Origin of the sequence: Rhizobacter koreensis (assembly GCF_013366375.1) — a bacterium.
GTDB classification, from domain to species: domain Bacteria; phylum Pseudomonadota; class Gammaproteobacteria; order Burkholderiales; family Burkholderiaceae_C; genus Schlegelella_A; species Schlegelella_A koreensis.
In genome coordinates this window covers 41863-57194 of the sequence record NZ_JABWMJ010000008.1, presented here as the reverse complement: position 1 = coordinate 57194, position 15332 = coordinate 41863, and the positions used below count along the sequence as shown (strand labels likewise).

Below are 15332 nucleotides of genomic sequence, written 5' to 3'. Positions count from 1 at the left end.
TCGTTTGTAACCTGCCCAACGTTCGAATCATGGCCACCAAGACTCGTGAAGGCACCGCAAGCGCGGAAGTCGACACCGCCACGCGCGAGCGCATCCTGCTCGAGGCATCGCGGCTGTTTCGCCACCACGGCTACGCGGCGACGACGCTGCGCGAAGTGGCTGACGCGGCGGGCATCAAGGCCGGCAGCATCTACTACCACTTCGAGTCGAAGGAGCAGATCCTGGGCGAGGTGCTGGACAAGGGCATTCTCGCGGTCGCCAAGGCGGTGCGCGAGCGGGTGGAGGCCCTGCCCCAGGGTGCCACCGCGCGCAAGAAGGTGGCCGCGGCCATCGAGGGGCACCTCTGGGGCCTGCTGCACCACGGCGACTTCACGTCGGCCAACATCCGCATCTACGGCCAGATTCCACCGGCGGCGAAGAACCGCCACCGCAAGGTGCGGCGCGACTACGCCGACTACTGGGACGCGCTGCTCGACGAAGCGTTGCAGCGGGGCGAGTTGCGCCGCGACATCGGGGCCACCATTGCCCGCCTGTTCGTGATCGGCGCGCTGAACTGGACGGTCGAGTGGTACAACCCGCAGAAGGGTTCCTTCGACGACTTCGTCGAACAGATCACCACGATCGTGTTCGACGGCACCTTCGTGAAGGAGTAGCCCGCGGTGAGTGTGAAGCCGGGTTGGCAGGGGCGCTTCTTCGAGGACTTCGAGGTCGGCGACGAATACCGCCATCCGCTGGGCCGCACCGTCACCCAGCACGACAACATCTGGTTCACGCTGCTGACGCAGAACGTGGCCAACGTCCACTTCGACGCGCACTACGCCGCCAAGACCGAGTTCGGCAAGCCGCTGGTGAACTCCTGCTTCACGTTGGCCCTGGTCACCGGCCAGTCGGTCATCGACGTCTCGTACAACGTCTTCGCCAATCTTGGCTGGGACGAGGTGCGCCTGCCGAACCCGGTGTTCGAGGGCGACACGATCTATGCACGCTCCACGGTGATCGACAAGCGCGCATCGAAATCGCGCCCGAACGTGGGCGTGGTGACGGTCGCGACCGAAGGCTTCAACCAGGACGGCGTGGTCGTTTGCACCTTCAAGCGCGCGCTGCTGGTCTACCGGCGCGGCATGGCGCCAGACCGTGCGCCGCCCGTCCCCCCATCCACAAGCTGAACGAAAGCGCGCGCGCAGCGGCGTGCGCGGGCCATGCCAGTGAACACACAGGAACTCATCGAGCGTTACGGCCCGCGCGAGGCCATGGAATACGACGTCGTCGTGGTCGGCGCCGGCCCGGCCGGGCTGGCCGCGGCAATCCGTCTCAAGCAGCTACAACCCGAGGCATCGGTCGTCGTCATCGAGAAGGGCTCGGAGCCCGGCGCGCACATCCTGTCCGGTGCGGTGATGGACCCGCGCGCCATCACCGAGCTGCTGCCTGACTGGAAGGCGCGCGACGCCCCGTTGCTGCAGCCGGTGACCGGCGACGACGTGCTGTTCCTGTCGCCCACCGGGAGCCGGCGCACGCCCGACTGGCTGGTGCCGCGCAACCTGCACAACCACGGCTGCTACGTGGTCTCGCTCGGCAACGTGGTGCGCTGGCTGGCCCAGCAGGCCGAGGCCCTGGGCGTGGAGATCTTCCCGGGCTTCGCTGCCGCCGAGGTGCTCCACGACGAGCAGGGCGCGGTGCGCGGCGTGGCCACCGGCAACATGGGCATCGGCAAGAGCGGCGAGCCCGGTGATGCGTTCCAGCTCGGCATGGAACTGGTGGGCAAGTACACGGTGTTCGCCGAGGGCGCGCGCGGGCACCTGGGCAAGCAGCTCATCGCGCGCTACCGCCTCGACGAGGGTCGCGACCCGCAGAGCTTCGCCATCGGCATCAAGGAGCTGTGGGAAATCGATCCGCAGCGGGCCCAGCCCGGCCGCGTGCTGCACACCGCCGGCTGGCCGATGACCGACGACACCTTCGGCGGTGGATTCCTGTACCACCTGTCGGACAGCAAGGTGACGCTGGGCTTCGTGATCGGGCTCGATTACCGCAACCCGCACCTGAGCCCGTTCGAGGAGATGCAGCGCTGGAAGACCCATCCGGCGATCCGCGCCCACATCGAAGGCGGCAAGCGCCTGGCCTACGGTGCGCGCGCCATCAACAACGGCACGCCGCAGGCGCTGCCCAAGACGGTGTTCCCGGGCGGCGCGCTGGTGGGCTGCGATGCCGGCTACCTGAATGCGGCGCGCATCAAGGGCAGCCACGCCGCCATCAAGAGCGGCATGCTGTGCGCCGAGGCCCTGGCCCCGGCGCTCGCCGCGGGGCGACAACGCGACGAGTTGAGCGCCTACCCCGAAGCCTTCGCTGCCAGCTGGCTGCACGACGAGCTGAAGCAGACGCGCAACTTCAAGCTGTGGTTCAAGAAGGGCAAGCTCACGGGGCAGCTGATGACGGGCATCGAGCAGTGGCTGCTGCCCAAGCTCGGCATCACCAGCCCGCCGTGGACGCTGCACGCGACCCAACGCGACCACGAAACGCTGCTGCCGGCCGACCAGGCCGCACCGATCGCCTACCCCAAGCCCGACGGCGTGATCAGCTTCGATCGCCTGGGCTCGGTGTTCCTGAGCAACACCAACCACGAAGAGAACCAGCCCGCGCACCTGACGCTGAAAGACGCCTCGGTGCCCGTGGGGATGAACCTGAAGCGCTTCGCGGGGCCCGAGACGCGCTACTGCCCGGCCGGGGTGTACGAGTTCGTCGAAGAGGCCGACGGCCCGCCGCGGCTGCAGATCAACGCGCAGAACTGCGTGCACTGCAAGACCTGCGACATCAAGGACCCGACGCAGAACATCGTCTGGGTCACGCCCGAGGGCGGCGGCGGCCCGGTCTATGCCGGCATGTGACGACGAGGATGAAGCCTTGACTCAGGAAGAAGCCCCATCGTTCGGATTCGACGACGCTGCGCTGGCCGCACTGCCGCTCGTCTACCAGCCCGGCCTCTGCGACGGCCAGGTCGTGATGGTCTCCGGCGCCGGCAGCGGCATCGGCAAGGCCATCGCCTTCCTCTACGCGCGGCTGGGCGCACGGCTCGTCATCTGCGGCCGCGACCGCGCCAAGCTCGAGGCCTGCGAACCCTGGCTGCGCCGGCTGGGCAGCCCCGACGTGCTGGTGCAGCCCACCGACATCCGCCACACCGAGGCCATCGCAGCGCTGTTCGACGCCACCTACCAGCGCTTCGGCCGCCTGGACGTGCAGGTCAACAACGCCGGCGGCCAGTTTCCGAAGGCCGCGCTGGACATCAGCCCCAAGGGCTGGAAGGCGGTGGTCGACAACAACCTCAACGGCACCTGGTTCATGATGCACGAGGCCGCCAGGCGCTGGCGCGACGCAGGCCAGCCCGGCAGCATCGTCAACATCGTGCTCACCTTCCAGCGCGGCTTTCCTGGTGTGGCGCACAGCTGCGCGGCGCGCGCCGCCGTCACCTACCTGTCCAAGACGGTGGCGGTGGAGTGGGCGCCCTACGGCATCCGCGTCAACTGCGTGGCGCCCGGCGTCATCGAGAGCAGTGGCTTCGCGGCCTACTCGCCCGAGGCGCGCGCCAAGTTCTCGCGCGGCAACCCGATGCTGCGCCACGGCAACGTGCAGGACATCGCCAACGCGGTGGTCTACCTCACGGGCCCGAGCGGCGAATTCGTCAACGGCGAGCTGCTCAACGTCGATGGTGGCGGCATCCTCTGGGGCGAGCTGTGGACCATCCCCAAGCCGGCCTACTTCAGCGCGGAGGAGACGGCATGACTGCCGCCGAAGAGCAACCCCGCTTCGGCCCAGGCGACCGCGCGCTGGCCAAGTTGCCCACGGTCTACCGCGACGATCTCTTCGCCGGCAAGGTGGTGCTCGTGTCCGGCGCCGGCAGCGGCATCGGCAAGGCCATCGCCTTCCTGTATGCCCGCCTCGGAGCCACGCTGGCCATCTGCGGCCGCAGGGCCGATGCGCTGGAGCGCTGCGCCGAGCAGTTGCGCACGCTCGGCGGCGGCCGCGAGGTCCTGGCCTTCCCGATGAGCATCCGCGACCCCGAGCAGGTCGAAGCGCTGTTCGAAGCCGTGTGGCAGCGCATCGGCGGCCTGGACGTGCTGGTCAACAACGCCGGCGGCCAGTTCGCGGCGCACGCGATGGACTTCACCGACAAGGGCTGGAACGCGGTCATCGACACCAACCTCAACGGCACCTGGTACATGATGCAGGCCGCTGCCAAGCGCTGGGTGCGGGACGGCAAGCGCGGCGGCAACATCGTCACCATCGCAGCGGCCGTGGACCGCGGCCTGCCCGGCATGGCGCACACCGCCGCCTCGCGGGCCGGCGTGATCGCGCTGTCGAAGACACTGGCGGTGGAGTGGGCCGAGCACGACATCCGCGTCAACTGCATCGGCGCCGGTGCCATCGAGAGCAACGGCTTCAACAACTACAAGGAAGAGCACGTCGGCGGGCTCTTCCGCACCAACCCCATGAAGCGCGCCGGCGACGTGCAGGACGTGGCCGAAGCGGTGGTCTACCTCACCGCACCCTCGGGCAAGTACATCACGGGCGAAACCATCAACATCGACGGCGGCATGGTGCTGTGGGGCGAGTTCTGGCCCGCCGGCATGCCCGACCACTTCCGGCCGCCCCGGCCGCCCGCTGCATGACCCCACGAGACCCTTCCCACCCGCAGCCCGCGGGGCCGCTTGCCGGCGTGCGCATCGTCGACCTCACAGGCGTCGTGATGGGGCCTTTCGCCTCGCAGATCCTGGCCGACTTCGGCGCCGACGTGATCAAGGTCGAGTCGCCCGAAGGCGACACGGTGCGCCACATCGGGCCCAGCCGCAGCAAGGGCATGGGGCCGATGTACCTGGCGCTCAACCGCAACAAGCGCAGCGTCGCGCTCGACCTGCGCCACCCCGACGCGCTGGCCGCGTTGCAGCGGCTGATCGAGGGCGCCGACGTGCTCCTGTTCAACCTGCGGCCGGCCTCGATGGCGCGCCTGGGGCTGAGCTACGACGAGGTGGCGCGCCTGAACCCGCGCGTCATCTACTGCGGCTGCTACGGCTTCGGCGAAGGCGGGCGCTATGCCGGCAAGCCGGCGCTCGACGACCTGATCCAGGGCTCGGTGGCGCTGCCGTCGCTGGTGGGCCGCGTCACCGGCGAGCCGCGCTACCTGCCCACCAACCTGTGCGACCGCACGACCGGCCTGACCGCCGTCTACAGCGTGATCGCCGCGCTCTACGCACGCGAGAAGACCGGCCGCGGCCAGGCCATCGAAGTGCCGATGTTCGAGACCATGACGCAGTTCGTGCTCTCCGACCACATGTTCGGCAAGACCTTCGACCCTCCGCTGGCCGACGCCGGCTACGTGCGGCTGCTGGCGAAGGACCGCCGGCCGCTGCGCACGAAGGACGGCCACATCTGCGTGCTGATCTACATCGACCGCCACTGGAAGAGCTTCTGCGAGATGCTCGGCCGCCCCGACATGCTGGAGGATCCGCGCTTCCTGCGCATGTCCGACCGAACGCGCAACGTCGACGCGCTCTACGCCTTCGTGGCCGAGGTGATCGCGACGCGCACCACGGCCGAGTGGATGGAGGCGCTGGCCCGAGCCGACATCCCTGTGGCGCCGATGCACACACCCGACAGCCTGTTGGGCGACCCGCACCTGGCCGACGTGGGGATGTTCGAGTGGATCGAGCACCCGAGCGAGGGCCGCATCCGGCAGATGAACGTGCCGGGGTCGTGGTCCGACACGCCACCTGCGGTGCGCCGGCATGCGCCGCTGCTGGGCGAGAACACGCGCGAGGTGCTGGCCGAGGCGGGCTACACGACCGAAGAGATCGAGCGGCTGCTGGCGGCCGGCGCGGCACGGGAGTCTGTGGCGCCAGCGAGATAAGCGTACCGCGATCGCCCTGGGGTCCGCGTACTTCAGGCCCGCCTCAACACGGGTGGGGCAGATACGTCACCCGGAGCACGTCTTTGCCGCTTGCGGCGGCCCGCCTTCGCGCAGCAGTCCGCTGCGTTGCAGCGCCTCGATCTCGCCCGCGTCGATGCCCCAGCGGCGCAGCTGCTCGAAGGCCGCCGCGTCGTCGGCGTGCGGCGGCCTCGGCAGCGCCGCGGGCGTTCCTTCGAAGCGCGGCGCAGGCGCCGGCTGGCGCACGCCTGCAATCTCGACGAAGGTGTCGCGCTCGCGGTTGTGCGCGTGCAGGTGCGCCTCCTGCGGCGCCAGCACCGGCGCGAAGCAGGCGTCGCTGCCCTCCAGCAGCTCGCACCACTGCGCGCGCGTGCGCGTGGCAAAGATCGCCGCCAGCCGCGCCTTGTTCTCGGGCCAGCGCGACACATCGTTGAAGTCCATCGCGTCGGCGGGCAGACCCAGCCGCTCGAACAGCACGCTGCGGAACTTGGCCTCGATCGGCGCCACGCTCACGAACGCGCCGTCGGCGCAGCGGTAGACCTCGTAGTGCGGCGCGCCGGAGTCGAGCAAGTTGTTGCCGCGTTCGGCCATGTGGGCGCCGGCGCCGAACAGGCCGAACATCGAGGTCATCAGCATCGCTGCGCCGTCGACCATCGCGGCGTCGACCACCTGGCCCTCGCCGCCGCGCTGCACCCGCCACAGCGCGGCCAGCATGCCGTAGGCCAGCAGCAGCCCGCCGCCACCGAAATCGCCCACCAGGTTCAGCGGCGGCGTCGGCGCCGCGCCCTCGCGGCCAATGGCATGCAAGGCGCCTGACAGCGCGATGTAGTTCAGGTCATGCCCGGCAGCTTGGGCCAGCGGACCCTTCTGGCCGAAGCCGGTGACGCGGCCGTAGACGAGCTTCGGATGCCCGGCCCGGCAGACGTCGGGCCCCAGTCCCAGGCGCTCCATGGTGCCGGGCCGGAAGCCCTCGATCAGCGCATCGCTGGCGGCCACGACGCGGCGCGCAAAGGCGATGCCCTCCGCGGCCTTGAGGTCCAGCGACACCGTGCGCTTGCCGCGGTTGAGCAGGTCGAACTGCGGCGCGCGTTCGATGCCCAGCCCGCTGGCCACCATGCGGTCCAAGCGCAGCACCTCGGCGCCGAGGTCGGCCAGCAGCATGCCGCACATCGGCCCTGGGCCGATGCCCGCAAACTCCACCACCTTCATGCCGGCCAGCGGTCCCTTGCCCATCGAAGCGTCCTCCTGTGCCAGTGAGATCACAGCCGCAGCGACGAGGCACGTCCCCGGTTCTGCCATGGCGGTTCAAAGTCCGAAATTGGTCTAGCATACCGCCAATGGCTCACCTAACGGTCAACCGTTCGATCAAATCGCTATACCGCCCGGCCTCGCTTGGGCGTGACCGGCAGCGCCGCGCCTCGCCGCCCTGCGCCACGCCGCGGCGTCGTTTCCATCAGGAGTGAGCGATGCGCGCCACCCATGCCCTCTGGCTCGACGCTGTCCGCCCCGGCATGCGCCTCGATCTGCCGGCCTTCGACTGCAGCGCCGAGCTCGTCGCGGGCTACGCCGAACTGCTCGATGCCCGCCATCCGATCCACGTCGACGCCGAGTACGCCAAGACCACCCGCTACGGCCGCCTCATCGCCCATGGCCCGCTGGTCGTCGCCAAACTGCTGGCGATGCTCGGCGGCGTTTTCGGCGACGGGCTCCAGGTGCTGCTGGGCGTGGGTGGCTGGCGCTTCTACGCGCCCGTGTTCGTCGGTGACCACGTCGCCGTCGAGTGCGCGGTGCTCGATGTGAGCGCCGCCAAGCGCAGCAGCGCCGGTTCGGTGGAACTGGAGTTCCGCGTGCTTGCTGCCGACGGCTCGCTCGCGCAGCGCGGCACCGCCAGCGTGCTCGTTGCCCGCGCGCCCTCGGCCAGCCCGGCCTGAACCACCTCTGCCTCCTCGCATCGAATGAGCAACACCGACCGCCGCACCCCTGCCAACAGCGTCGATCGCGATGCCTTCCGCGACATGGCCCGCAAGTTCGCCGAGCGCGAGATCAAGCCGCGCTGGCAGCAGGCCGACCGCGAGGCGAAGTTCCCGCGCGAGTTCTACGTCGCCGCGGCGAAGGCCGGCCTGATCGGCCTGCACATCCCCGAGTCTCTTGGCGGCGCCGACCTCGGCGTCACCGAGGAGGCGATCTCGATCGAGGAGCAGGCCAAGGCCAACCCCAACCTCGCGATCGTCGCGCTGATCCAGGGCGTGGCCGGCTCGCTGCTGGCCGAGCATGGCCACGCGCTGCATCACGCCATGGTGCGCGAGAACATTGCCGGCGAGCGCCTGCTCGCGCTGGCGGTCACCGAGCCCGAGGCGGGCAGCGACGTGCAGAACCTCAAGACCACCGCGCGGCGCGACGGCGACGACTGGGTGCTCGACGGCATCAAGTCCTTCATCACGCTGGGCGGCGACTGCGACACGATGGCCGTGCTGGCACGCACCGACCCGGCCAAGGGCCGCCACGGCATGCACTTCTTCGCCGTAGACCGCAACACGCCGGGGCTCGAAACCTCGCAGATCAAGACCTACGCCAACCGCCCGGTGCCGACCTACCGCGTGATGCTCAACGAGGTACGCGTGCCCGAGTCGCGGCGGCTGACGGCCGGTTTCGGCGCGATCATGGAAGGCTTCAACCGCGAGCGCGTGATGGTGGCCGCGCGCTGGCTCGGCCACATGCAGACCGCGCTGGCCTGGGCGATGGACTACGCCAAGGTACGCCAGCAGTTCGGTAAGCCGATCGGCGCCAACCAGAGCATCGCCTTCAAGCTGGCGCAGGGCCATGTCGACGTGGAGGCCTCGCGCCACCTCACCTACCATGCCGCCGCGCGCTGGGACAGCGGCGCGCCGGTGAAGGACATCATCCTCGACGTCTCCTCGGCCAAGCTGTTCGTCACGCAGGCGGTCTACCGCGTGACGCAGGACGCGCTGCACATCGGCGGCGGCTGGGGCATCACCGAGGAGCTGCCGGCGATGCGCATGGCGCTGGACGCGCTCGTCGCACCGGTCACGGTGGGCTCCTACGAGATCCAGCTGCGCGTGATCGCCAAGCAGCTCGGACTGCCGTGCGACTGATCGACTCCCACTGACACCCAACTTTCCCTCGACCCCCTGGAGAACCCCCGACATGGACTTCGACCCGAGCCCCGAGCAGCGCGCCATCGCCGAGACGACGCGCCGTTTCGTCGAGAAGGAGATGCCGCGCCACAAGGTGCTGCAATGGGCACGCGACAAGGTCGAGCCGCCGCAGGAGCTGTTCATGAAGCTCGGCGCGCTCGGCTACTACGGCTTCCTGCTGCCCGAGGCCTACAGCGGCCTGGAGAAGCCCGATCCGATGGGCATGCTGGCCTTCGTCGAGCAGTTCGCCCGGGCGTCGTCGGCCATCACCACCGCCTGGGGCCGTGCGGCGGTGATCCTGGCCCCGCTGGTCGCCCGCTTCGGCACCCAGGCGCAGAAGGACCTCGTGCTGCCGCGCGTGATGCGCGGCGAGGTGTTCATGGCGCTCGGCCTCACCGAGCCCGGCTCGGGCAGCGACGCCGCGTCGCTGCGCACCACCGCCGTGCGCCGCGACGACGGGCACTGGGTGATCAACGGCGAGAAGCTGTACTGCTCGCAGGTGAAGTCGGCCGGCTTCCTGATCCTGGCTGCGCGCACCGACCCGCAGGCGGTCAAGCAGGAAGGCATCACCACCTTCCTGATCCCCGACCCCGGCAGCGACCCGGCCATCAAGCTGACGCGCATCGAGACCATGGGCCTCGGCCCGGTGCCGACCTTCGCCGCGCACTTCGACGAACTGGTGCTGCCGCCCGATGCGGTGATCGGCCAGGTCAACAAGGGCTGGCAGTGTGTGCTGGGGGGGCTGGACAACGAGCGCCTGTACCACGGCGCCATCGGTGTGGGCGCCTCGCAGGCCATCATCGACGAGGTCAGCGCCTACCTGAAGCAGCGCGTGCAGTTCGGCAAGCCGTTGTCCAAGCTGCAGTCCGTGCGGCACAAGATCGTCGATATGCAACTGCGCGTGGAGGCAGCGCGGCTGCTCGTCTACCGCGGCGGCAGCGTGCTGGAGAAGACGGGCGCCTGCCACAACGAGGCCTCGTTCGCCAAGGTGGCCGGCGCCGAGTGCTACATGCACTGCGCCACCACCGGTCTGCACCTGCTGGGCGGCTACGGCTACACGGTGGACTCGGGCATGCCGATGCACTTCCAGGACGCCAAGCTGTTCGAGATCGGCGGCGGCGCGATGGAAGTGCAGCGCGACATCATCGCCCGTGGGCTCGGTCTGTAGCGTAGTACGGCGCGGCCGGGGCGGCATGCATGCCGGGCTGACCGAAGGCCGTTCATGACCCTGCCTGCCACGCTGGCGCAGCGCCTGCGCCTGCCGCTGATCGCCGCGCCGATGCTGCGCGTCTCGGGTGTGGATCTGGTGTCGGCGGCCTGCTGTGCCGGCGTGATCGCCGCCTTCCCCACCGTCAACGCGCGTTCGCCCCAGGAGCTGGACGCGTGGCTGGCACGCATCGCTGCCGACCGCGACCGCGTGGAGCGGCCGACCGCCCCGCCCTGCCCCAACCTCATCATGCGGCGCGACCCCGACGCCATTGCCGAGGACCGGCGCGTCCTGGTGCACCACCGGGTGGCGATGGTGATCGTCAGCGTCGGCTCGCCAGCGGCGGTGGTGGGGCCGCTGCACGGCGCCGGCTGCCTCGTCTTCGCCGACGTGGCCTCGCTGCTCCACGCCGAGAAGGCGCTGGCCGCCGGCCTGGTGCTGCTGGGCTCGGGTGCCGGCGGCCAGACCGGCTGGGTCAACGGCATGTCCTTCGTGCGCGCGGTGCGTGGCATCCATGACGGGCCGCTGGTGCTGGCTGGCGGCATCCACGACGGCGCAGCACTGTGGGCGGCGCGCGTGCTCGGCTGCGATCTCGGGATGATGGGCACCCGCTTCATCGCCACGCCGGAGAGCCTGGCGAGCGACGCCTACCGCCGCATGCTGGTGGACAGCCGGCTCGATGACGTGTTGCTGACGCGCGCCTTCACCGGCCTGGACACCAACATGCTGCGGCAGTCCATCGCGGCCGCCGGGCTCGACCCTGCCGCGCTGCCGACCCCCTCACCCGACGAAGCACGCCAGGTCTTCGGCTCCGAGGGCTCGGCGCACGTTCGGCGCTGGGTCGACGTGTGGAGCGCGGGGCACACCGTGTCGGGGGTCGACGCGGTGCGGCCGGTGGCCGAGCTCATCGAGCGCATCGATGCCGAGTACGCCGCGGCGCAGCGCGAGACGGCGGCCCTGCTGGCCAGGCCGCCACAGCCACAACCGTGATACGCGCCCGGGCACGTCACACCACCGTCTGCAACGGGATGTCCGCAACGTCGCCGATGGTCGACGCCCGGCAGCGCGGCGCCCATTCGTCGTCTAACGTTTGTTTGGTTTGTGGTAAGCGTGCACCACATCGACCGACCACCTGTGCGAGCGACACCAGCCGCAAGCGGGGGCTCTCTTAGAGGCATCAGGGTCGCGTCTCATCAGTGGGTCAGGCGCGCATGGGCACCCTCGGGTGGGTTTTCCGCATTGACGCCTCATCGAACGCTTGTTAGAAACGCGTTCCAGTTTGTCTTGTACCCGAAACCCTGAGCGGCGCCTCCGCGCGCGACCCGCCCGAATCACCGAAGCCGCCCCAAACCGCAGCCGACCGTACCGCATGCAACCGAATCACAGCAACGCCGAACCTTGGGCGCCCCGATGAACGCCACTGCCGTGCCCATCCTCGAGTGCAGCGGCCTCGAGCGTCGTTTCGGCGGCCTGGTGGCTGTCACCGGCGTGGACCTGCGCATCGATCGCGGCGAGATCTTCGGCCTCGTTGGCCCCAATGGCAGCGGCAAGACCACGCTGGTGAACGCGATCACCGGCTTCTACCCGCCGCAGAAGGGGCGCATCGTTCTCGAAGGCGCCGACATCACCGCGATGAAGCCGCATCTGGTGGCCAAGCGCAAGGTCGCGCGCACCTTCCAGAACCTGGCGCTGTTCAACGGCATGTCGGTGCTGGACAACATCCTGCTCGGCCGGCACGTGCACCTGAAGCCCAGCGTGGCCAAGACGGCGCTGTACTGGTGGCTGGGGCAGCCGCAGGAAATCGCCCACCGCCGCGTGTGCGAGGAGATCATCGAGTTCCTCCAACTGCAGGGCGTGCGCGACGAGCCGGTGGAATCGCTGTCGATCGGACTGAAGAAGCGCGTCGAGCTGGCGCGCGCGCTGGTCGCCGAACCCACCTTCCTGATCCTCGACGAACCGATGGCCGGCATGAACCAGGAGGAGAAGGAGTACATGGCGCGATTCGTTCTCGACGCGCGCGACGAGCGCGGCATCACGGTGCTGCTGATCGAACACCACATGGACATCGTCACCGGCATCTGCGACCGCATCATGGCGCTCAACTACGGCGAGGTCATCGGCACCGGGCTGCCGCGCGAGGTGGTGGCCAACCCGCGCGTGGTCGAAGCCTATCTCGGAAAGGGCCATCAGCATGCAGCGTGAAGACCGCGCGCTGGCGGCATCCCCGGCCTCTCCGGCGCCCACCGGCGCTGACGCGGCCGGCCAGTGGGGTCTCGACCCGAACACCACGCTGACCCGGCTTCTGGCGCTGAACGCGCGCACCCACGGGTCGCGGGTGGCGCTGCGCGAGAAGGCGCTGGGCATCTGGCAGGAGTTCACCTGGGCCCAGGTGCTCGACGAGGTGCTGGCTGTGGCGGCAGGGCTCGAGCACTTGGGCTTCACGGCCGGCGATTCGCTGCTGGTCCTGGGCGACAACCGGGCACGCCTGTACATGGGCATGCTCGCCGCCGGCGCGCTCGGCGGCTACGCGATGCCGGTGTACCCGGATGCCACGCCCGCCGAGGTGCTGCACTTCGCCAGCGAAGCGCAGGCGCATTTCGCGCTGGCCGAGGACCAGGAGCAGGTCGACAAGGTGCTCGAGTTGCGCGAGAAGGCGCCGGGCCTCTCGCACGTGGTTTACGACGACCCGCGCGGACTGAACAACTACCGGGTCGAGGGCCTGATCGGCTGGGAGAAGCTGCGCGACGCCGGGGCCGCGCGGCTGCGCGAGCAGCCGGCCCTGCGCAACGAGATCATCCAGCGCTCGCGGCCCGACGGCCCCGCGGTGTTCGTGCACTCATCGGGCACCACCGGCAAGCCCAAGGGGGTGGTGCTGCAGCAGCGCAACGTCCTGGCCGGGGTGAGCAACGCCTTCAAGGGCCAGGTCTTCGGCTTCGAGGAAACCATCCTCGCCTACCTGCCGATGGCCTGGATCGGCGACTTCGCGGTGACCATGGCCGCGGGCGTCGCGCTTCGATTCACCATCAACATCCCCGAGCGCTCGGAGACGGTGCTGCGCAACCTGCGCGAGATCGCCCCCACGCTGTACCTGGCCGCACCGCGCAGCTGGGACAACATGCTGACGACCATCCGCGTGCGCATGGAAGATTCCACGCCGCTGAAGAAGCGGGTCTTCGATCGCTTCGTCGCGCTGGGCATCGCGGCCGAGCGCCTGAAGCTCGAAGGCAAGGCACCTTCAACCGCGCAGCGCATGCTGCTGCGCCTGGGCGAGTGGATGGTGTTCGGCCCGGTGAAGGACCAGCTCGGCCTGAGCCGCATGCGCGTGGCACTGACCGGCGGCGAGGCCATGGGCGAGGACACCTTTCTCTTCTACCGTGCGCTTGGCATCAACCTGCGCCAGCTCTACGGCCAGACCGAGAGCAGCGCCTTCAACTCCGTGCAGGCGGCCGACGAGGTGCGCCTGCACACCGTGGGCCGTCCGTTGCCCGGCGTGGACTGCCGCATCGCCGACGACGGCGAAATCCTGCTGCGCTCGGGCAGCATCTTCAGCGGCTACTTCCAGAACGAGGAAGCGACCAGCAAGACGCTGGTCGACGGCTGGCTGCACACCGGCGACGCCGGCTACGTCGAAAAGGACGGGCATCTGGTGGTGCTGGGCCGCGTGTCCGAGGTCGTGCGCACGGCCAAGGGCGAGCGCTACATCCCCGGCTACATCGAGAACCGCATCAAGTTCAGCCCCTACGTTCGCGACGTGGCCGTGCTGGGCACGGGCCGCGACCACCTCTGTGCGATGGTTTGCATCGACAGCGAAGCGGTCGGGCACTGGGCCGAGGTGCGCGGCATTCCCTACATCTCGTATGCCGACCTGTCGCAGAAGCCTGAGGTCATCGAACTCGTGGCCGGCGTGATCCGGCACGTCAACCAGGCCCAGCCGGAGGGCTTGCGCATCCGGCGCTTCGTCAACCTGCACAAGGAGTTCGATGCCGACGATGGCGAGATCACCCGCACGCGAAAACTGCGGCGCAGCGTGATCGACGAGCACTACGCGGCCGTCATCCAGGCGCTCTATTCCGACGCCCGTTCCGTGCGGATGAAGGCGCAGATCACCTACGACACCGGGGACACCGGCGTCATCGAGCGTGAGCTCGCGCTGAAGGACCTCTGAACATGGATTGGCCCTTTTTCCTCGAGCTGGCGATCAACGGCGCGCTGTCCGGGCTGATGTATTCGCTGGTGGCGCTGGGCATCGTGCTGATCTACAAGTCCTCGTCGGTGCCCAACCTGGCGCAGGGTGCGCTCGCGATGTTCGGCGCCTACGTGGTGCTGGCGCTGTTCGAGACGCTCAAGATGCCCATCTGGGCGGCGTTGCCCTTGGGCATGCTGGTCATGTTCGGCATCGGCATGGGTATCGAGCGCGTGGCGCTGCGCCGCCTGGCGGGCCGCCCGTTGATCATGATCCTCATGATGACGCTGGCGCTGGACATCTTCGTGCGCGCCGCGGCGCTCGTCGCCTGGGGCGGCACGAACCGTCCGCTGCCGCTGCCGATTTCGTCGGATCCGCTGTTCATCGGGCCGGTGCTCATCAACCGCAGCTACGTCGCCGGCGGCGCGGTGGCAGTCGGCCTGTTCGGCTTCTTCCTGCTGTTCTTCCGCACGCGCATGGGCATCGTGCTGCGCGCGATCTCCGACGACTACACCGCCTCGTGGTCGGTGGGCATCTCGGTGGAGCGCGGCGTGGCGCTGTCGTGGGCGATGTCGGCCGTGGTGGCCACGCTGGCCGGCGCGCTGTGGGGCTCGATCCAGGGCGTGGACCAGTCGCTGTCGCTGCTGCTGCTGATGGGCATCACCGTTGCGGTGCTGGGCGGCCTGGACAGCATCGGCGGCACCATCGTCGCGGGCCTGCTGCTGGGCATGTTCCAGGGCGTCGCCTCGGGCTACCTCGACAGCCTCGTCGGCGGCGGCAGCCGCGAGCTGGTGGTGGCCGCCACGCTCGTGCTGACCATCCTGATCCGCCCCCACGGCCTGTTCGGCCGCGAAGACATCCAGAGGATCTGATCAC

14 protein-coding genes are annotated in these 15332 nt (G+C 69.3%); 13 read left to right on the top strand and 1 reads right to left on the bottom strand.

The genetic code is table 11. The features are described 5' to 3' along the window. Positions 1-29 precede the first annotated feature (29 nt). Genes HQN59_RS16805 through HQN59_RS16780 form a run of 6 tightly spaced genes read left to right on the top strand, consistent with a single transcriptional unit; the run spans position 30 to position 5893 of the window. Positions 30-653 (top strand): TetR/AcrR family transcriptional regulator, encoded by a 624-nt coding sequence (locus tag HQN59_RS16805; protein ID WP_038200785.1) that lies wholly within the window; start codon positions 30-32, stop codon positions 651-653. 6 nt (positions 654-659) lie between these two features. Next, positions 660-1166, top strand: a complete 507-nt coding sequence (locus HQN59_RS16800; RefSeq protein ID WP_176070281.1) for a MaoC/PaaZ C-terminal domain-containing protein — start codon at positions 660-662, stop codon at positions 1164-1166. A gap of 39 nt (positions 1167-1205) precedes the next feature. Continuing rightward, positions 1206-2879 carry a 4Fe-4S dicluster domain-containing protein gene (locus HQN59_RS16795; protein WP_176070509.1) on the top strand — a complete coding sequence of 558 codons (1674 nt, stop codon included), beginning with the start codon at positions 1206-1208 and terminating at the stop codon, positions 2877-2879. Positions 2880-2895: 16 nt separating this feature from the next. After that, positions 2896-3771: an SDR family oxidoreductase gene (locus HQN59_RS16790; RefSeq protein ID WP_246294979.1), complete on the top strand. Its 876-nt coding sequence runs from the start codon at positions 2896-2898 to the stop codon at positions 3769-3771. After that, positions 3768-4658: an SDR family oxidoreductase gene (locus tag HQN59_RS16785; RefSeq protein WP_176070279.1), complete on the top strand. Its 891-nt coding sequence runs from the start codon at positions 3768-3770 to the stop codon at positions 4656-4658. Before HQN59_RS16790 ends, HQN59_RS16785 begins: the two co-directional genes overlap by 4 nt. Next, a complete protein-coding gene (locus HQN59_RS16780) occupies positions 4655-5893 on the top strand; it encodes a CaiB/BaiF CoA transferase family protein (protein WP_176070278.1) in 1239 nt (412 codons plus the stop codon). Before HQN59_RS16785 ends, HQN59_RS16780 begins: the two co-directional genes overlap by 4 nt. Before the next feature lie 66 nt (positions 5894-5959). Here the strand turns inward: HQN59_RS16780 and HQN59_RS16775 are convergent, their stop codons facing one another. Further along, entirely contained in the window at positions 5960-7144 is a 1185-nt protein-coding gene (locus tag HQN59_RS16775) for a CaiB/BaiF CoA transferase family protein (protein WP_176070277.1), read from the bottom strand. Between the two features lie 233 nt (positions 7145-7377). Here HQN59_RS16775 and HQN59_RS16770 point away from each other — a divergent pair, with 233 nt between their 5' ends. The 7 genes from HQN59_RS16770 (at position 7378) to HQN59_RS16740 (ending at position 15328) form a co-directional block, all read left to right on the top strand. Next, positions 7378-7842 (top strand): MaoC family dehydratase, encoded by a 465-nt coding sequence (locus HQN59_RS16770; protein ID WP_176070276.1) that lies wholly within the window; start codon positions 7378-7380, stop codon positions 7840-7842. A 24-nt stretch (positions 7843-7866) separates the two neighbouring features. Continuing rightward, the gene (locus tag HQN59_RS16765; protein ID WP_176070275.1) at positions 7867-9024 is read left to right on the top strand and encodes an acyl-CoA dehydrogenase family protein; all 1158 of its coding nucleotides are present in this window, start codon (positions 7867-7869) and stop codon (positions 9022-9024) included. 52 nt (positions 9025-9076) lie between these two features. Continuing rightward, positions 9077-10234, top strand: coding sequence for an acyl-CoA dehydrogenase family protein (locus HQN59_RS16760; RefSeq protein WP_176070274.1), 1158 nt, complete (start codon positions 9077-9079; stop codon positions 10232-10234). Positions 10235-10288: 54 nt separating this feature from the next. After that, positions 10289-11263 carry an NAD(P)H-dependent flavin oxidoreductase gene (locus HQN59_RS16755; RefSeq protein WP_176070273.1) on the top strand — a complete coding sequence of 325 codons (975 nt, stop codon included), beginning with the start codon at positions 10289-10291 and terminating at the stop codon, positions 11261-11263. 420 nt (positions 11264-11683) lie between these two features. Further along, the gene (locus HQN59_RS16750; protein ID WP_176070272.1) at positions 11684-12475 is read left to right on the top strand and encodes an ABC transporter ATP-binding protein; all 792 of its coding nucleotides are present in this window, start codon (positions 11684-11686) and stop codon (positions 12473-12475) included. Then, complete coding sequence (locus HQN59_RS16745; protein ID WP_176070271.1) at positions 12465-14438, top strand: AMP-dependent synthetase/ligase; 1974 nt, start codon at positions 12465-12467, stop codon at positions 14436-14438. Before HQN59_RS16750 ends, HQN59_RS16745 begins: the two co-directional genes overlap by 11 nt. A gap of 2 nt (positions 14439-14440) precedes the next feature. Then, the gene (locus HQN59_RS16740) at positions 14441-15328 is read left to right on the top strand and encodes a branched-chain amino acid ABC transporter permease (RefSeq protein ID WP_176070270.1); all 888 of its coding nucleotides are present in this window, start codon (positions 14441-14443) and stop codon (positions 15326-15328) included. Positions 15329-15332 lie beyond the last annotated feature (4 nt).